The organism is Robertkochia solimangrovi (assembly GCF_007279655.1).
In the GTDB taxonomy this organism is placed as follows: domain Bacteria; phylum Bacteroidota; class Bacteroidia; order Flavobacteriales; family Flavobacteriaceae; genus Robertkochia; species Robertkochia solimangrovi.
On the sequence record NZ_QKWN01000007.1, the window covers coordinates 51,727 to 66,449 of the forward strand.

The 14,723-nt window shown below is 32.8% G+C and carries 17 protein-coding genes; 16 read left to right on the forward strand and 1 reads right to left on the reverse strand.

All coding sequences use genetic code 11. The features are described 5' to 3' along the window. The first annotated feature begins 66 nt into the window (after nt 1–66). The 6 genes from DMZ48_RS10475 to DMZ48_RS10505 all read left to right on the forward strand — a co-directional run bounded on the left by DMZ48_RS10475 (nt 67) and on the right by DMZ48_RS10505 (nt 4,526). Complete coding sequence (locus DMZ48_RS10475) at nt 67–1,125, forward strand: hypothetical protein (protein WP_143955098.1); 1,059 nt, start codon at nt 67–69, stop codon at nt 1,123–1,125. A 156-nt stretch (nt 1,126–1,281) separates the two neighbouring features. After that, nucleotides 1,282–1,917: a hypothetical protein gene (locus DMZ48_RS10480; protein ID WP_143955099.1), complete on the forward strand. Its 636-nt coding sequence runs from the start codon at nt 1,282–1,284 to the stop codon at nt 1,915–1,917. Nucleotides 1,918–2,074: 157 nt separating this feature from the next. Continuing rightward, the gene (locus tag DMZ48_RS10490; RefSeq protein ID WP_143955101.1) at nt 2,075–2,473 is read left to right on the forward strand and encodes a hypothetical protein; all 399 of its coding nucleotides are present in this window, start codon (nt 2,075–2,077) and stop codon (nt 2,471–2,473) included. 79 nt (nt 2,474–2,552) lie between these two features. Then, a complete protein-coding gene (locus DMZ48_RS10495) occupies nt 2,553–3,239 on the forward strand; it encodes a hypothetical protein (RefSeq protein WP_143955102.1) in 687 nt (228 codons plus the stop codon). A 149-nt stretch (nt 3,240–3,388) separates the two neighbouring features. Next, on the forward strand, nt 3,389–3,967 hold the full coding sequence (locus DMZ48_RS10500) for a hypothetical protein (RefSeq protein WP_143955103.1): 579 nt from the start codon (nt 3,389–3,391) through the stop codon (nt 3,965–3,967). 163 nt (nt 3,968–4,130) lie between these two features. Continuing rightward, entirely contained in the window at nt 4,131–4,526 is a 396-nt protein-coding gene (locus DMZ48_RS10505; RefSeq protein WP_143955104.1) for a hypothetical protein, read from the forward strand. Nucleotides 4,527–4,711: 185 nt separating this feature from the next. Here DMZ48_RS10505 and DMZ48_RS10510 read toward each other — a convergent pair whose 3' ends face one another. Further along, the gene (locus tag DMZ48_RS10510; protein WP_199287967.1) at nt 4,712–5,011 is read right to left on the reverse strand and encodes a hypothetical protein; all 300 of its coding nucleotides are present in this window, start codon (nt 5,009–5,011) and stop codon (nt 4,712–4,714) included. A 193-nt stretch (nt 5,012–5,204) separates the two neighbouring features. Between DMZ48_RS10510 and DMZ48_RS10515 the strand changes: the two genes are divergently transcribed. The 10 genes from DMZ48_RS10515 (at nt 5,205) to DMZ48_RS10560 (ending at nt 14,671) form a co-directional block, all read left to right on the forward strand. Beyond that, entirely contained in the window at nt 5,205–5,831 is a 627-nt protein-coding gene (locus tag DMZ48_RS10515; protein ID WP_143955105.1) for a hypothetical protein, read from the forward strand. Nucleotides 5,832–5,987: 156 nt separating this feature from the next. Further along, entirely contained in the window at nt 5,988–6,893 is a 906-nt protein-coding gene (locus DMZ48_RS10520) for an SH3 domain-containing protein (protein ID WP_143955106.1), read from the forward strand. 158 nt (nt 6,894–7,051) lie between these two features. Continuing rightward, nucleotides 7,052–7,924 carry a hypothetical protein gene (locus DMZ48_RS10525; RefSeq protein ID WP_143955107.1) on the forward strand — a complete coding sequence of 291 codons (873 nt, stop codon included), beginning with the start codon at nt 7,052–7,054 and terminating at the stop codon, nt 7,922–7,924. Between the two features lie 120 nt (nt 7,925–8,044). Beyond that, nucleotides 8,045–8,620 (forward strand): toxin-antitoxin system YwqK family antitoxin, encoded by a 576-nt coding sequence (locus tag DMZ48_RS10530; RefSeq protein ID WP_162558705.1) that lies wholly within the window; start codon nt 8,045–8,047, stop codon nt 8,618–8,620. Between the two features lie 180 nt (nt 8,621–8,800). After that, a complete protein-coding gene (locus DMZ48_RS10535; protein WP_143955109.1) occupies nt 8,801–9,340 on the forward strand; it encodes a Crp/Fnr family transcriptional regulator in 540 nt (179 codons plus the stop codon). 78 nt (nt 9,341–9,418) lie between these two features. After that, nucleotides 9,419–10,012 carry an NAD(P)H-dependent oxidoreductase gene (locus DMZ48_RS10540; protein WP_143955110.1) on the forward strand — a complete coding sequence of 198 codons (594 nt, stop codon included), beginning with the start codon at nt 9,419–9,421 and terminating at the stop codon, nt 10,010–10,012. A gap of 205 nt (nt 10,013–10,217) precedes the next feature. Beyond that, entirely contained in the window at nt 10,218–10,910 is a 693-nt protein-coding gene (locus DMZ48_RS10545) for a DUF6090 family protein (protein ID WP_143955111.1), read from the forward strand. 212 nt (nt 10,911–11,122) lie between these two features. Continuing rightward, nucleotides 11,123–11,737 (forward strand): hypothetical protein, encoded by a 615-nt coding sequence (locus tag DMZ48_RS10550; RefSeq protein ID WP_143955112.1) that lies wholly within the window; start codon nt 11,123–11,125, stop codon nt 11,735–11,737. 139 nt (nt 11,738–11,876) lie between these two features. Further along, nucleotides 11,877–12,527: a hypothetical protein gene (locus DMZ48_RS10555; RefSeq protein WP_143955113.1), complete on the forward strand. Its 651-nt coding sequence runs from the start codon at nt 11,877–11,879 to the stop codon at nt 12,525–12,527. Nucleotides 12,528–12,703: 176 nt separating this feature from the next. After that, nucleotides 12,704–14,671: a DUF2075 domain-containing protein gene (locus tag DMZ48_RS10560; RefSeq protein WP_143955114.1), complete on the forward strand. Its 1,968-nt coding sequence runs from the start codon at nt 12,704–12,706 to the stop codon at nt 14,669–14,671. Nucleotides 14,672–14,723: the final 52 nt, after the last annotated feature.

The following is a 14,723-nucleotide window of genomic DNA, read 5'->3' on the forward strand; positions in this document are numbered from 1 at the left end:
CCTGCGGACGTTTTCCGCAACGAAACCATAGCCAAGACCGTTGTAAGCCATTTGAGAAAAAACAGAATGAGAAACTTTTTAGCAATAATATTTTTAATACTTCTATCTGATTTTGGATTAAAAGCACAGACAGTTCATAATAATTTTGTTATAACTGATAAATATATATGCAGTCTAAATGATAATGGAAAACTTAATTTTTTTGACTTAGAAAATGGAAGTTCGATTGAAAAAGAAATAAATAGCAATCAAGACATTTCAATTTTGACAACTGACGTTGAAAAAAACATAGTTGTATTAGATAAACAGAATCAGATTAAGAGATATAATTATTTAAAGAACACTTGGACTATTTTATCCAAAAGCAAAAACGTTGTTACCGGAATTGTTTTTAATAGTAAAAACAAATGCTACCTTATAACCAATAAAGGAATTGAAGATGCAGAAAATCAAAAGATTTGCTTTTCGAAAAAGTCCCTTAATCATCAAATAAATTATCAAACTGAATGGGGAAAACCTTATTGCTATTACATTGACAAAGACGACAGAATTTGGTTGGGTTTTGGCTATGGAGAATGGGGTGGTAATTTATTTATATTTAATACGATAAGTAAGAATTTTGAAGTTCCAGATTTAGGAAATTTTAGGATTGAGCTTTGGCCGATTAAATCATTTTTTGAAGATGAATCGTCAGTATATTTATCTTCAGGTCTACAACATATGATGAATAGTGGAATTATTATTCGATTTGATAACTTAAAGGCTTATTCTGTACTTGAAAGTGATTCTCATTGGAGTAAACCTACCGAAAAAGACCGTACAAAAACTTGGGTAAGTGCTGAATATATTGGACCTGCAACTTACAGCAAACATAATAACTCAATATATTTTTATTCGCAAAATGGAATATTTAAAGGCGATAAAAGTACAGACTTATCAAAAATTGAGAATTGGAAAATAATCCTGCAACCAAAATTAAATTGGAAATATGGACAACCAGATGCCGTTGGCTCGCCAATGAATGTATTAAAATTAGAAGTCTTGAATGAAAACAAAATTATTTTTCTATCTCAAAATGATGGTATTGGATTTTATGACAATAAAGAATTAAAAATGATTAAATAAAAACGGCTTACAACAATGGCTATAAGTAATTGCTTGTTCTCGCCTACTTCTGAAAATCCTCACGGATTTTCAGTTTGGTGTGTACTTGCAAAGTTAAGTGCTAAACCACGCAACTACTCATAGCCGAGACCGTTGTGCGTCATTTAAGAAAAACCCGTGAAATACATTAAACTGATTTTAATTTTACTTTTTTTCAGTTCGTGCTCAACGAATAAATCCGTAATTGGTTTATATGGAAAATGCGGAAAAAGTTACCTTACTTGCACTCAAATTGAACTGAAATCGGACAAAACATTTGAGTATTTTATTTTTATGGATGTTGGTGGCGGAACTGTAGTCAAAGGAAATTGGGAACAAATATCTACTGACAGTATAAAACTGAACACATTTGAACAACCAAAAAATCCAAGTACGACTTATAGCGGAAAAATAAATCCTGACCGAATTGATAATATCAAAATTACAATCCGAGATTTGGAATTACCTCTTGCAGCTGCGTTCATTATAGTAAATGACCAAAACGCTGGAAAAGCAGCAGACGTGAATGGAATTGCGGAATTGGAGACTCAAGAATTAAAAACAATTACATATCATTATTTAGGACAAAAAGAAACTATAAAAATCGACAATCCGAATTTTAACGAAATAGAAATTATTGTAAAGGATTTGGACTTAAATGCTGTTCCAAGATTTTTGACTGATAAAATAATGATTTTAGATAATGGAAAATTGTTTTTTAACGATGGATATTCATTAAAGAAAACCAACTTGAAAAACAGACAATGGAAATAAAAAACGAACGCACAACAATGGCTATAAGTAATTGCTTGTTCTCGCCTACTTTTTCCCGCACGTGCGGGACTCGCGGATTTTCAGTTTGGTGTGTACTTGCTAAGTTAAGTGCTAAACCACGCAACTACTCATAGCCGAGCCGTTACCTGCAATTAGAATGAAAAGAATAATAACCATATTGACCTTGATATTTATATCTACGATTGGATTTGCACAGACCGATTCAATTCGTGGAAATCAATTTGAACTAAAAGGAAAAATAATCAATGAGATTTCATTAACTCCTCATTGCGGTACAATTGCGTGGGGAACAGTTATTGAATTTGAAATAATTGAATTTTCGGATTCAAATTACAAACTTGACTCGATAGGTGTGATTTTTACTTGTCCAGAATTCTATGAAGATGGATTCTTTGAAGTTGGAAAGACTTATACCATCACTGTTGCTGATGAAAACCAAGCGGATTTCGGTTGGACTATTCCAAATGAATCTATCCTAACCAAATACAAATTGGACAAAAAACTGTGGGTAATTAAAACAGATAAAAAAGAATAAAAAAAACAGGTAACAAGGTGTATAGTGCATACCCTCTGGGATACGCACCATACACAAAACGTTACCTGCAAGCTGAAAAATGAAAACTGAAAGAAAAATAAAGATAGCTGAAGCATTCTCAAATAAATATGCCGAGACTGAATTGGATATTGACTTATCTCAAAAAGAGTTTGAGCTTTTAAACAGAGGAATTTTTGCAGGAAGTATGGATGAAAAATGGAATATCTTCATTCATAAAGATTCATTATTCTTTGCTAGAAGTTGGACTGACAACTGTATTTATAAAGCTGATTTAGAAACCAAAAGAAGTCGAATAAAACTCTGTAACTTAAAAGTTACGAGAAATACAGATGAATACAAGGGTACGGATTTGAAATCGGATACTGAACTATTTAAAGAATTGCTTCAAATGTATTTAGACAGGGAAGATTTATATATTGACAACAGAGTTAATCTTCCTTTAATTAAAGCAACAATAGAAAAATATAGCAACAAGAATAAATTAAGGAAAATTATTGGTTCACAAAGTATTGAATTGAACCTACTGATTTACAACTCTTTAATAGAATCAAGTTCTGACTATATAATTGTAAACGGACTTGAGGAATTGACAAATAACACAAAAAAATATGACTTGAAATACGAACTGTTAAGTTTGCATATTTCGAATAAGGAAAACCCAAAGGATTCAACAACTTTCTTTTTCAACCAAGATGGAACTGAATTACTTGGACAGATAACAATATATAAAAAAGCCAGCAGGTAACAATGACTATAAGTAATTGCTTCTACTCGCCTACTTCTGAAAATCCTCATGGCTTTTCAGTTTGGTGCGTACTTGCAATTAATCGCTAAACCACGCAACTACTCATAGCCGAGCCGTTGTAGGGCATTAGTAAAAGCCAGTAAATCAAATTGAGCACATTCTTTTTCATAGCTATATTAATAATTGTATTCATTGGAATACCAATTGGCACTGGTTGGTTTATTCATTGGGCAATAAAATCAAGTGGACATCCCAAAGCAGCAAAATCCATAACGCTCATTTATGGCCTAATAGTTATAATATCAGGAGTTTTTATCTATTTTGAGGATGAGTTTTTCACCAAGGAAGATGCTAGATTTTTTGTAGAAGAACAAGGGATAGAATTAATGGATGAATTTAAAGTTGTGCATAATGAATCTAGTTCAGCCATAGGAGACTACTATCATACTTTCACGATAGAAATATCAGGGAGTGACAAAAGGAAAGCTATAAACGAAATCAAAAAATCAGATGATTTTCAATCAGAAAAAAGTTCGGTTGACACTTTACTTTATTTATCAGACAACAGATATTTTGGCCCAAAGGTGACTCAAAACTATGAAACTGAAAATGCTTTTATTCGAGAGTTTTTCGAACCTAGCGGACAAAAAGGATATGCCCCTACATTCAGAAGAATTGAAATAAGTAAATCAAGAAATGAACTGACATTTGAAGAAATTGACGAGTAATATAACGCCCTACAACATTGGCTATATCTCATGGCTAGTTTCTTACTTCAAAAAAATATAAATTCATGAACTCAACCAGGCCTACCATCGCTGTCGGAACCAGCATTAAAACCGCCCGCCACGAGCCATAGCCTGACCGTTGTAGGTAATTTGGAAAGTTAATATGACAAAGGAAATAACACTTAGAGTGATTAGAATTGTGCTGGCAACCATTTTTGCCCTAATCTTATTTCCATATTTGAAAAATTATTTCAAAGAATACTCTGACCAAATCACATTGTTTTTTTTATTCTCTTCCTTTATTGTTGGGATTTTTTCAATTATAATATCTCTCCTCATAGAAAAAGTAAAAAATATTCTTTTAAAAAATGAGCAAGACAGTAAAAACCTTTTATTAGAAAACGTTCATTACACCTTAAGACTAATATTATTTACGGCATTTGCCATTTCTGGACTGACAATTATGAGTATTTATTGGGTTATTATACTTTTAACGTTAGCAGAAATTTTCGGTATATTTTTTAATGAAGAATTTGAAAGAAACAAAAAAATGGATTAAAAAAGATAAAACTACCTACAACAACGGCTCCTATGAAAAGCATTAGTCGCTTTCTCCAAAGTTAATATTTTAATTTTCAACTACTTCATTATTTTGTTTTTAAGCGTGTTGATCTATGGATGAAGCTCTGATTCATCTTTAAATCAATACTATATAACTTGCTCAGCATTCTATATGTGATTCCATTAGGTAAACCGCTCTTTGCCTTTGCGATGAATATCTGCCGGATTTACCACCAGGGAATTCCATCCGAATGAGATAAAACTTCGGTGTACTGAATAACCACAACATCCGGCTTCATAGGCGGTACTCACTTCATGATCAGGAAAATGTTTTTTGACAAAAGTTCGTAATTTCAACGGATCCGGAGACATGCTAAAAGATTTACCGGCAAACAGATCTGTACTGCAATGAACTTTCCAACTTCGTTTGTGTATGTCAATTCCAATGAATAACTTGGCACTAGCAGTTTGTTGTGTTTCCATCTCTATAAGTTTTAGTGAACTTTAAAGATACTCGACAAGCTGTTTTTACATAGATGCTATAGCTCATTGCGGCTAAATTCCTAAATTGGAATTCATTGCAATTTGCTATCTTTCGGTTACGGCGGAAAAATCTTGTCGACTTTCCCGCAACGAGCCATACACAAACCCGTTGGCGTGCATTTAAAGAAACCGAATGAAAAGTATTTATATAATAATCATAGTTTGTTTGCTAGGCTCTTGTAATTCACAGACGAACACAAAGACAAAAAACACTGAAAGTACTGACCTGACACAAAAAGTTGATTCGACTGAAAAACTAACCGAAAAATCGACTCAGACAGATTATCAACTAGAAAAAATTGATATTCCTGTAATTGGGACATTTGAACTATCCGAAATGAAAATGGACAGTTTGAATGAGTATGGTGCAGGTGACTGTTGGGGAACCATAAGAAGATATTCATTACCAAATTTCGGACTTGCAATTGATTCAATAACTTGTGGAGAGTATGGATTCACATACACCTATTATCTTTTGAGTGACAAGGACTTTATTCAAGTTGTTTACACGAAAAAGTCTGAGTCAATTCTAGACCCTGAAACAAACTCATTCTTCTATGTTCAAGAAGAACAAGTAATTGACTTCAACTCAGACCCAGCAACTTCAATGAACAAAATTGATACTCTTACCGATTACAAACTAAGAGAGAAACCAATTGACAAGGAATTTTCAACAGAAATATTGAAAGACAAACAAACATCCTATGACCACCTTGAAATGAATTACCAAGGAACATGGGAAATGGAAATTGACCATTAAGAAAGAAAAAAACGACACGCCAACAATGGGTATGATTCAGCGTGGTGTTGGTGTGTGAACCAAAGTAAAAGCATATATTTAATTTGATTTCTTACGCGGATAAATCCTGGCGGATCCATCCACGCCGAAATCATACCCGAACCGTTGTAACCCATTATGACCAAACAACAACATATCATTATTTTTTTAGTCCTTTTTCTAAATCTTACAGGATATTCACAATCTAAAATAGGTGTCATAAGAGATGAAGATGGATATACTAACATCAGATCTGATAAAAGCAATAAAAGTGAAATAATTGGAAAAATATTTGACAAAGAATATTTTACATTTTTCGAAAATGACGATTCTAATTGGTGGCTTATAGAAACCAAAAAGGGACAGATTGGGTATCTACATAAAAGTCGAGTTTCATTTATCCAGAATGGATATGTTCAAAATGGCAAATTGACAAATAAAACTGTAAGCCTGACTGTCAAAGAAGAACACATCAAAGAATTAAATATTAAAATAGTTCAGTTAAGCCCTTCTGAAAATAATTACGACTTTTACTGTAAAGGATTAATCCGAACGATTAAGGGTAATAAGTTAATTGACGAAATTAACTATGGAAACATAGACCCTGTGGGTAGTAGTTTTGGTCTAACCTACTCCCTAAACCAGAATAAAAATCACCCATTTATAGTTTCAAAATTTGGAGATTACAGTGGGGAAATAATAATTATTCAGGAAAATGGAAAAATTCAAAGATTTGCAGGAGGCCAATATTTTTTGACCGAAAATGGAAAATATCTTGTATCTGATTGGTCATCTGACATAAGCGGTCTAACAATTTATGATTTAGAGAAAAAGGAAGTTCGTTTGAACAAAGAATTAAATTTCTATCTTGGGAAATGGTGTATATCTAATGGAGTTTATTTTGCCCCTATATTGGATGGTGGAAAAAAAAGTGATCAAACCTATGAAATAGACTTTAATGATTTTCAACTTAAGAAAAGTAAATTGAAAACTAAAGAAGCTAGTGAAATCGAAATGATTAATAAAGACTGTTATTGTAAATAACGGGTTACAACATTAGCTATAGCTCATGTCTAGTTTCTTACTGCAAAAAATAATAATTTCATGTACCTAACCAGGCTTTCCATCGCTGTCGGAAAAAGCATTAAAACCGCCCGCCACGAGCTATAGCCAAACCGTTGGCAAACATTTGAACCTACTTAATGGCAATACAAGATAAAATCACACAAATTTGGGTAAAAACAACTGGAAAAAGAATAAAACCAGATGAATTTGAGTGGTTAATCGGACCTATTGGAAATACTGACATAATTAAAGACAAGTTCATTCTTGAATTAGCGGAAAAAGAGAATTTGGAAATTCAAAAAAACTTACCGAATTCTGGACTTCTAGAAAAAATGGAACAGATTGGAATCTCCGACCAAAACCAATATCGTCTGAATAAAAAAGTTGCAGACTTCTACGAAAATACTTCTGACTATGATTTTGAAGTTTGGAGTGAATGGAAAGGTGTTTTCAAACTATTTGGTAAACTTCTTTATTTAATTTTCAGCAAACGACTTCAACAACTGAATTTACCGCTGAATTCAATAGACACAGCAAAAGGACTAAAAAGTGAAATAATCAAATTAAAAAGTAAGGAGACAATGGAAACCAAATGGACAATTTGGTATCGGATAATTAAGAGCACAAAAGATGTAATATATTCCGGAATTTACACAACGTGTAAAAATCCAAATTATGAAAAACCATTGCTTAAAGTTGTTTTTCCATTACCAAATGGAAACGCATCTGTTGTTATGAGTAAAATAGTTGGGAAAGATGGCTCACTTCTACTCTGTTCTGATGGGAAAAAATTTGGAGATAATGGATTTTACTTTACGCTGACAAATGGCAAGGGCAAATATTGGGCAAGATTTGTAAAATCAATGCACGAATGGATTAGAGTTTACGAAGACGAAGAAAATGTATTAAGAGCCGACCATATTCTGAATTTTTATGGAATGAGATTCTTGAATTTACATTATAAAATGAATAAAAAAACATTTGCCAACAGCGTATCCAATGAAAAATAGCGGCTGATGATTAGACGAATTGATTCTCCTGCAAATTAATTATATTACAAATCGGAATAATACGAAGTAGCAAAACCGCTACTTTTCATATACGCTAACCGTTGCAATAATTATGACCAAATGAGACACATTCTGATATTATTAATGCTTCTTACTTTCAACAAACTGATTTCACAAGAAAAGATCGGAATGAAGGAAACCTACAATGACAATAATTTGGTTTATAAAGTTTCAAATGACCAACTCTTTACAGGAATTGCTCAAAGTCATCGAAACAATGGACATTTAGTTTACGAAGAAGAATATAAAAATGGAATCATTCTCTCAAGTAACTTATATTATAACGGAAAAGAAATAAGAGTTTCTAACAAAACGATTTACAATCCGAATAACCCATTTATTGTCTCAAAAGAAATAAAATATCATCTGGATGGTGAAATTTTTGAAACCACAACTTATAACGAAGATGGAATAAAAATCCTCGTAGAGCAATTCAAAAATGGAAAACTGATCTACAGTTGTCAATATTCGGGAAAAAAGAAACACGGACTTGAATTGGGTTACGCAGAAGACGGAAAAAAATTGAAATACCGTTGTGAATTTATAAATGGAAAGAAAAATGGAACAGAATATTGTCTCAAAGACGATGGAACTGAAACAAAAAAAGAATATCAAAACGGAAAAAAAATTAAATAACTATTGCCAACAGCGGCTATAGTTCATTGCGGCGGTAATCCACACAGTTTATTTGGGCAACTTTACTATCTTTAGGTTTGGCGGAAAAGTCCTGCAGACATTTTCCGCAACGAAACCATAGCCAAGATCTTTGGCTGTAACCCTACCAAAGCGACCGCCACAACAAAACGAAACAAAGAAATGGGAATTTTTAAAAATCTTTTTTCAGAATGGACAAAATTTGAAAACCTTTTCCAGCGACAAGAAATTCCTGCTAAAACTATTTTATTAAACGAAGACGAAAAATCTAAAAAAGCATTTTTTATAGAAAAAGGTTGCTTACGACTTTGCTTCAATAACAACGGAAAAGACATTACCTTTCAATTCTTTTTTGAAGACGAATTTGTTTCTTCTATCGAGAGTTTTATCGGGAATCAACCGAGTATGTTTACCATCGAAAGTATAGAACCTTCAATTATTCATTCCATTACTCAAAAAGATTTTCAGTTCATTTTAGAAAATTCCGAAACTATAAAATCGCAAGTAGAAGAATTTACTTTTCAAAGAATGCTTTTGTACCAAAAATTGTTTTTATCCCGCATCAAAGACAATCCCGAAAAGCGTTACGCTGAACTGATGAAAACCAATCCCGAAATAATTTTAAGAATTCCACAACATTATATTGCTTCATTTTTGGGAATAACTTCTGTTTCGCTCAGCCGAATAAGAAACCGATACTAAAAAGTATTTATTTACAATTGTTATCGTCTGCCGATTTTCAACTGCCCAATTTTGTACCATAATTTTAAGTGATACAAAATGAAAGTAGCAATCGTTTTTAACCATCCTTATCAAGGAAGTTTTTGCAACGCAATCCTTAATTCCGTAATCAACGGACTGAAAAGAGCAAATCACGAAATTGATTTAATTCACTTGGACAACGACAATTTTAATCCTGTAATGACGGCAGGAGATTTAAAAGGTTTTCGGGACAAAAAACCAATCGACCCGAAAGTCTTAGAATACAGCGAACGAATTAAAAATGCTGACCATTTGGTTTTCATTTTCCCGATTTGGTGGGAATTGATGCCTGCATTAACCAAAGGTTTTGTGGACAAAGTCATTTTTCCGGGAGTTGCTTACGATTACACAAATGCAGAAAATACGAGAATGAAACCGCTTTGGAAAAACCTCAAAGGCGAAACAATGATTACTACCATGAACACACCCAATTATTTGTATTGGTTGTTTTTCGGAAACGCTATCAAGAAAACAATGATAATGGGAACTTTTTGGAAAATCGGTTTCAAAAACAGAAAATGGATAAGTTTCAACCAAGTGAAACAGGTTACGAAAGAAAAGCGTGAAAAATGGCTTGTTAGACTAGAACAGAAATTTGAACAACTGAAATAAAAAAGCTACAGCTAACAAAGTGTATAATTAATGGCTAGTTCGAGCTTGCTTACGAAAATCCTAACGGATTTTCTATTCGGTTTTCATTTGCTAAATTAGTGGCTTAAAGACGCCACTAATCATACATAAACCGTTGTTGTACTTCATTATGACCAACCAATAACCAATGATAAAATTCTTTAGAAAAATTAGACAAAACCTGTTAATGGAAAACAAAACTGGAAAGTATTTAAAATATGCTATTGGAGAAATTGTACTTGTTGTGATTGGAATCCTTATCGCCTTATATATAAACAACTTGAACCAAGCAAACCAATTAAAAACTAAAGAACAAACTCTTTTGCTGGAAATAGAAAATGATTTGATCAACACACAAATTGAACTAGAGAGTGACATTTCCGATTTAAATTCATTATTAAAAGTATCTGATTCAATTATTCAATATTTAGACACAATAAATTACAGTCAGTATAATAAGTCATTGTTTGGTATAAAAATGGGATGGGCTTTTAAAACTGTAAAATTGTATCCAAGAACAATTGCCTATGAGAATCTAAAATCTATCGGTGCTGAGTTAATATCTAATGATTCAATAAGGTTTTATCTAGTTGATATTTTTGACCGCAAACTACCCAGGGTAGCTCTCTGGGAAGATCTAGCAACCAAAGTATCAAAAGATTCTTATGATGAGCTAGCGCCAATTTTTAAATCTATTCGGGCTAAAGAACAACATTCTTACTATGTTTTAGTCCCAGAAGAATTTGATGATGATAGCCAGAAATTATATATTAACAGACTAGCTCTGTTGCAAAATGACCGATTACTTTTAAACTCCTTGTACAAAACTCTTTTGGACCAAATTGAAAAATTGTTAGTGCTAATAGAAAATGAAAAATAGTTAAACCGCTATGATAAAAATAACGAAAGCACAACAATGGCCACATGTAATTGCTTGTTCTCGACTACTTCTTCCCGCACGTGCGGGACTCGCGGATTTTCAGTTTGGTGTGTACCTGTCTGCCGACAAGCAGGCTTGCAAAGTTAACCGCTAAATCACGCAACTACTCATAGTAGAGACTGTTATCAACAATTTAAGCCAACTATCAACTTATGAAATATTTCATAACATTAATATTACTAATTATCATCTTGACTTACGGACAAGTAATGGAAACTGAATTTCCTCTTGCTCTGATTATTGCGTTGGTAGTTTCAATTTTAATGACAACTATTTTATGGGAATATTCTGTTCTGAATAGAAACTATGAATCTGACTTTAAAATGCGAAGTCAGCGAAATGTATTCGGAATATTTGAGTTTATTAATGCTATTGCTTGGACTTTTTTGTTATGGTTTGGAAATGATCATTATAGAAATATTTTTTTTCTAATTTTTATATTTTGGACATTTCCGATAACCGATTTAATTATGTGGTTTATTTATAAAAAGAAAAAACCATTTACGCTTTTTATAAAAGACAATGACTTGATTTTAAACAAACGTTGGACCCAAAAAAGAAATCTGACTGAACTCACTCAAATCCGATTTGACCGATTTAGTAAAAATTTAAAACTTGATTTCAAATCAAAATCTGAAATCTCAATAAAAACAACGGAATATAAAACTGACGAAATCCAAACTTTATTAGGAATTCTAATTGAGAAATCGGAAAATAAAGTTTTTATCCCGAATAATTATGAACCGAAAATAAAAAACAGCTGCTAACACCGTGTAAAAATAATTGCTTGGTTCTAGCCTACTCGGAAAATCCTGCGGATTTTCCTCTGGTTAGTCCATTTTTAGTAAGTTAGGTGCTTGCATACGCAACTGTCCTTACACAAACCGTTGTGGTGCATACGAGAAAATGAAAAGTCTATTTAAAATATCATTTTTAATCTTAATGTTTTTGACTCTTTTAAATTGTCAAAATGCAGAAAAAAAATCTATCCGAATAGTTGAAAAAGATTTTGGACTTTTAGGACAAGAAAATGACAGTATTGCAATAGAATTAAACCTATTGAAATTCAATGATTGGAAAAAAATACTCGAACGGACTGAACAAATTGTTTGTAATGACAGCCTTCCAAAAGTTACCTTAAAAAACGACAGCGTTATTAAAAGAATTTATTTGAGAAATCCTTGTTGGGAAGGTTTAGCTTGCATATTGGTTAAGCAAAAGAATGTTATTGAAATTCATAACGACACCATTAACAAAGCAGACCAGAAATTTTATCCTTTAGACAGTTTGCCACAAATTTTAAAAAGAGATTTGGAAAATAATGGTAAAAACCCAAAGTTGAGTGATAATCCTGAAAAGCTATTGATTTACATATCATACGACAAAAACGGAATTGAAAAATTACCGAACACGTTAAACAAATTAACAACTTCATTTGAGCAAGTAACAAATAGAAAAGATTTGAAAATATGGCTAAATGAAAAAATTGATAATCCGCCACCACCTCCACCACCAAAGGAATCAGTGGAAATTGAATTAATTGAAGATGAAAAATAAGCACGACACCACAACAATGTATAACCGCAATTACGTCGTCCCGAAGCTTCGGGAGACTTCGTCCGAATCCACTCGGAATTGCTAACGTTAGTGCCAAACCAAAAATAAACGCATATTAACCCGTAACTGACGGTTATACGAGACCGTTGTACTGTATTAAAAAGAATACCCAATAAATGAATCGAGCATACTACAAAAATTCGATTACAAACTTTATTACGGAGGACAAAAACTCGATTCTCGGAAAACTGAGCATTAATCACACAAATAGACAACTTGAAGACCTTCAAAAGAATGCTTGGCTTAAACAAATTGATATTTTAAAAGATCAATTGCAAGGGTTACCCGGACAAATCTATTTTGAATTTGCAATTCCTAGAATGGGTAAAAGAGTTGATAATGTTGTAATTCTAGAAGACAAAATTTTCCTTTTAGAATTTAAGGTAGGAGATAAAAATTATGGCCTTCATGACCAGGAGCAAGTACTCGATTATACTCTCGATTTGAAAAACTTTCATGAAGGAAGCCATAATGAAATTTTGATTCCAGTATTAATTTCTACTAATGCAGAAAAGGTTGATAATCCAAAGAACGACATACTTGATCACAACCAAGTGGCTAAAACAAACAAGGAAAATTTGCGAGAAACTCTCTTGGGTTTTTTAGATCAAAAAGTAAATTCATTTGAATATTATTGTTGGGAAAACTCTATTTACAAACCTACTCCAACCATTGTTGAAGCAGCAAAAGCTCTATATAAAGGGCACAATGTAGAAGAAATTTCCAGATCAGATTCCGGAGCAATAAACCTATCCAAAACGGCAAATTGCTTAAACTCAATAATTGAAAATGCTAAAATCAACAGGAGAAAAGCAATCTGTTTCGTTACAGGTGTTCCTGGAGCAGGGAAAACTCTTGCAGGACTAAATATTGCAAATGAAAGAATGAAAGCGGATGAAGACGAACATGCCGTTTTTCTTTCCGGTAATGGCCCTTTAGTCGATGTACTAAGAGAAGCGCTTGCAAGAGACTTGGTATTAACTTCAAAGGAAGATGGAAACACAATCTCAAAAAAGTCAGCTCAAAGAAAAACCAATGCTTTCATTCAAAATATTCACCACTTCAGGGACGAGTATTTGAAACATAAAATTAAACCAACCGAAAAAGTAGTTGTCTTCGATGAAGCACAGAGAGCTTGGAATGAAAGTCAAGTAAGCTCATTCATGAAGCGTAAAAAAGGAATAGAAAACTTCAACATGTCAGAACCAGAGTTTTTGATAGATGTAATGGACAGACATGATGATTGGTGTACAATTGTTTGTTTAATTGGCGGTGGTCAGGAAATAAACACAGGTGAAGCAGGTCTCGAAGAATGGATTAGCTCGCTCAAGAAAAGTTATTCAAATTGGGACATTCATTTTTCTAGCTTAATTACCAGCAATAACAATTATGTAAAAAGTCATGAAACTCAAAATTGGTTAAATCATAATGCAAACTCTGAAACAGAATTACACCTTTCCGTTTCTGTTAGGTCATTTAGATCTGAAAAGCTTGCTGAGTTTATTCATAACCTTCTTGAATTGAATATCGAACAAGCCTTCGAGCTATTCCACCAAATAAATTCAGTTTACCCAATAGTTTTAACCAGAAATCTTGAATCAGCCAAACAATGGCTGAATTCAAAAGCAAAAGGGAGTGAAAGAACAGGAATTATTGCTTCATCGGGTGCAAGACGATTAAGGGCTTTAGGAATTGATGTTAAAAACGAAATTTCAGCGCCCAATTGGTTTTTAAATGATAAAAATGACATAAGATCATCATATTTCCTAGAAGAAATTGCCACAGAGTTTGATATTCAAGGTCTTGAAATTGATTGGACATGTTTAGCTTGGGGTGCCAATTTCTATTTGAAAAATAACGAATGGAATTATCAAAATTTCAAAGGGACTAAATGGCAAAACATAAATCAAGAAGTTTCTAAGGAATATTTAAAGAACACTTATCGAGTTTTACTTACAAGAGCAAGACAAGGCATGGTGATTTATCTTCCCGAAGGATCAAAAAAAGATTTAACCAGAAAGCCAAAGTTTTATGATGAAACATATGCTTTTTTAAAAAGGATTGGATTAAAAGAAATAAAATAACGCAGTACAACAACAACTATACGCAATGCCCTGCGGGACACTGCGCTTAGCC

Bases quoted from the DNA above. Each gene is read 5' to 3' on its own strand.
- DMZ48_RS10535 (WP_143955109.1), top strand. From the start codon at position 8,801: ATGGGAATTTTTAAAAATCTTTTTTCAGAATGGACAAAATTTGAAAAC.
- DMZ48_RS10505 (WP_143955104.1), top strand. From the start codon at position 4,131: ATGACAAAGGAAATAACACTTAGAGTGATTAGAATTGTGCTGGCAACC.
- DMZ48_RS10560 (WP_143955114.1), top strand. From the start codon at position 12,704: ATGAATCGAGCATACTACAAAAATTCGATTACAAACTTTATTACGGAG.
- DMZ48_RS10520 (WP_143955106.1), top strand. From the start codon at position 5,988: ATGACCAAACAACAACATATCATTATTTTTTTAGTCCTTTTTCTAAAT.
- DMZ48_RS10555 (WP_143955113.1), top strand. From the start codon at position 11,877: ATGAAAAGTCTATTTAAAATATCATTTTTAATCTTAATGTTTTTGACT.
- DMZ48_RS10510 (WP_199287967.1), bottom strand. From the start codon at position 5,011: ATGGAAACACAACAAACTGCTAGTGCCAAGTTATTCATTGGAATTGAC.
- DMZ48_RS10540 (WP_143955110.1), top strand. From the start codon at position 9,419: ATGAAAGTAGCAATCGTTTTTAACCATCCTTATCAAGGAAGTTTTTGC.
- DMZ48_RS10475 (WP_143955098.1), top strand. From the start codon at position 67: ATGAGAAACTTTTTAGCAATAATATTTTTAATACTTCTATCTGATTTT.
- DMZ48_RS10525 (WP_143955107.1), top strand. From the start codon at position 7,052: ATGGCAATACAAGATAAAATCACACAAATTTGGGTAAAAACAACTGGA.
- DMZ48_RS10530 (WP_162558705.1), top strand. From the start codon at position 8,045: ATGAGACACATTCTGATATTATTAATGCTTCTTACTTTCAACAAACTG.
- DMZ48_RS10495 (WP_143955102.1), top strand. From the start codon at position 2,553: ATGAAAACTGAAAGAAAAATAAAGATAGCTGAAGCATTCTCAAATAAA.
- DMZ48_RS10550 (WP_143955112.1), top strand. From the start codon at position 11,123: ATGAAATATTTCATAACATTAATATTACTAATTATCATCTTGACTTAC.
- DMZ48_RS10490 (WP_143955101.1), top strand. From the start codon at position 2,075: ATGAAAAGAATAATAACCATATTGACCTTGATATTTATATCTACGATT.
- DMZ48_RS10545 (WP_143955111.1), top strand. From the start codon at position 10,218: ATGGAAAACAAAACTGGAAAGTATTTAAAATATGCTATTGGAGAAATT.
- DMZ48_RS10515 (WP_143955105.1), top strand. From the start codon at position 5,205: ATGAAAAGTATTTATATAATAATCATAGTTTGTTTGCTAGGCTCTTGT.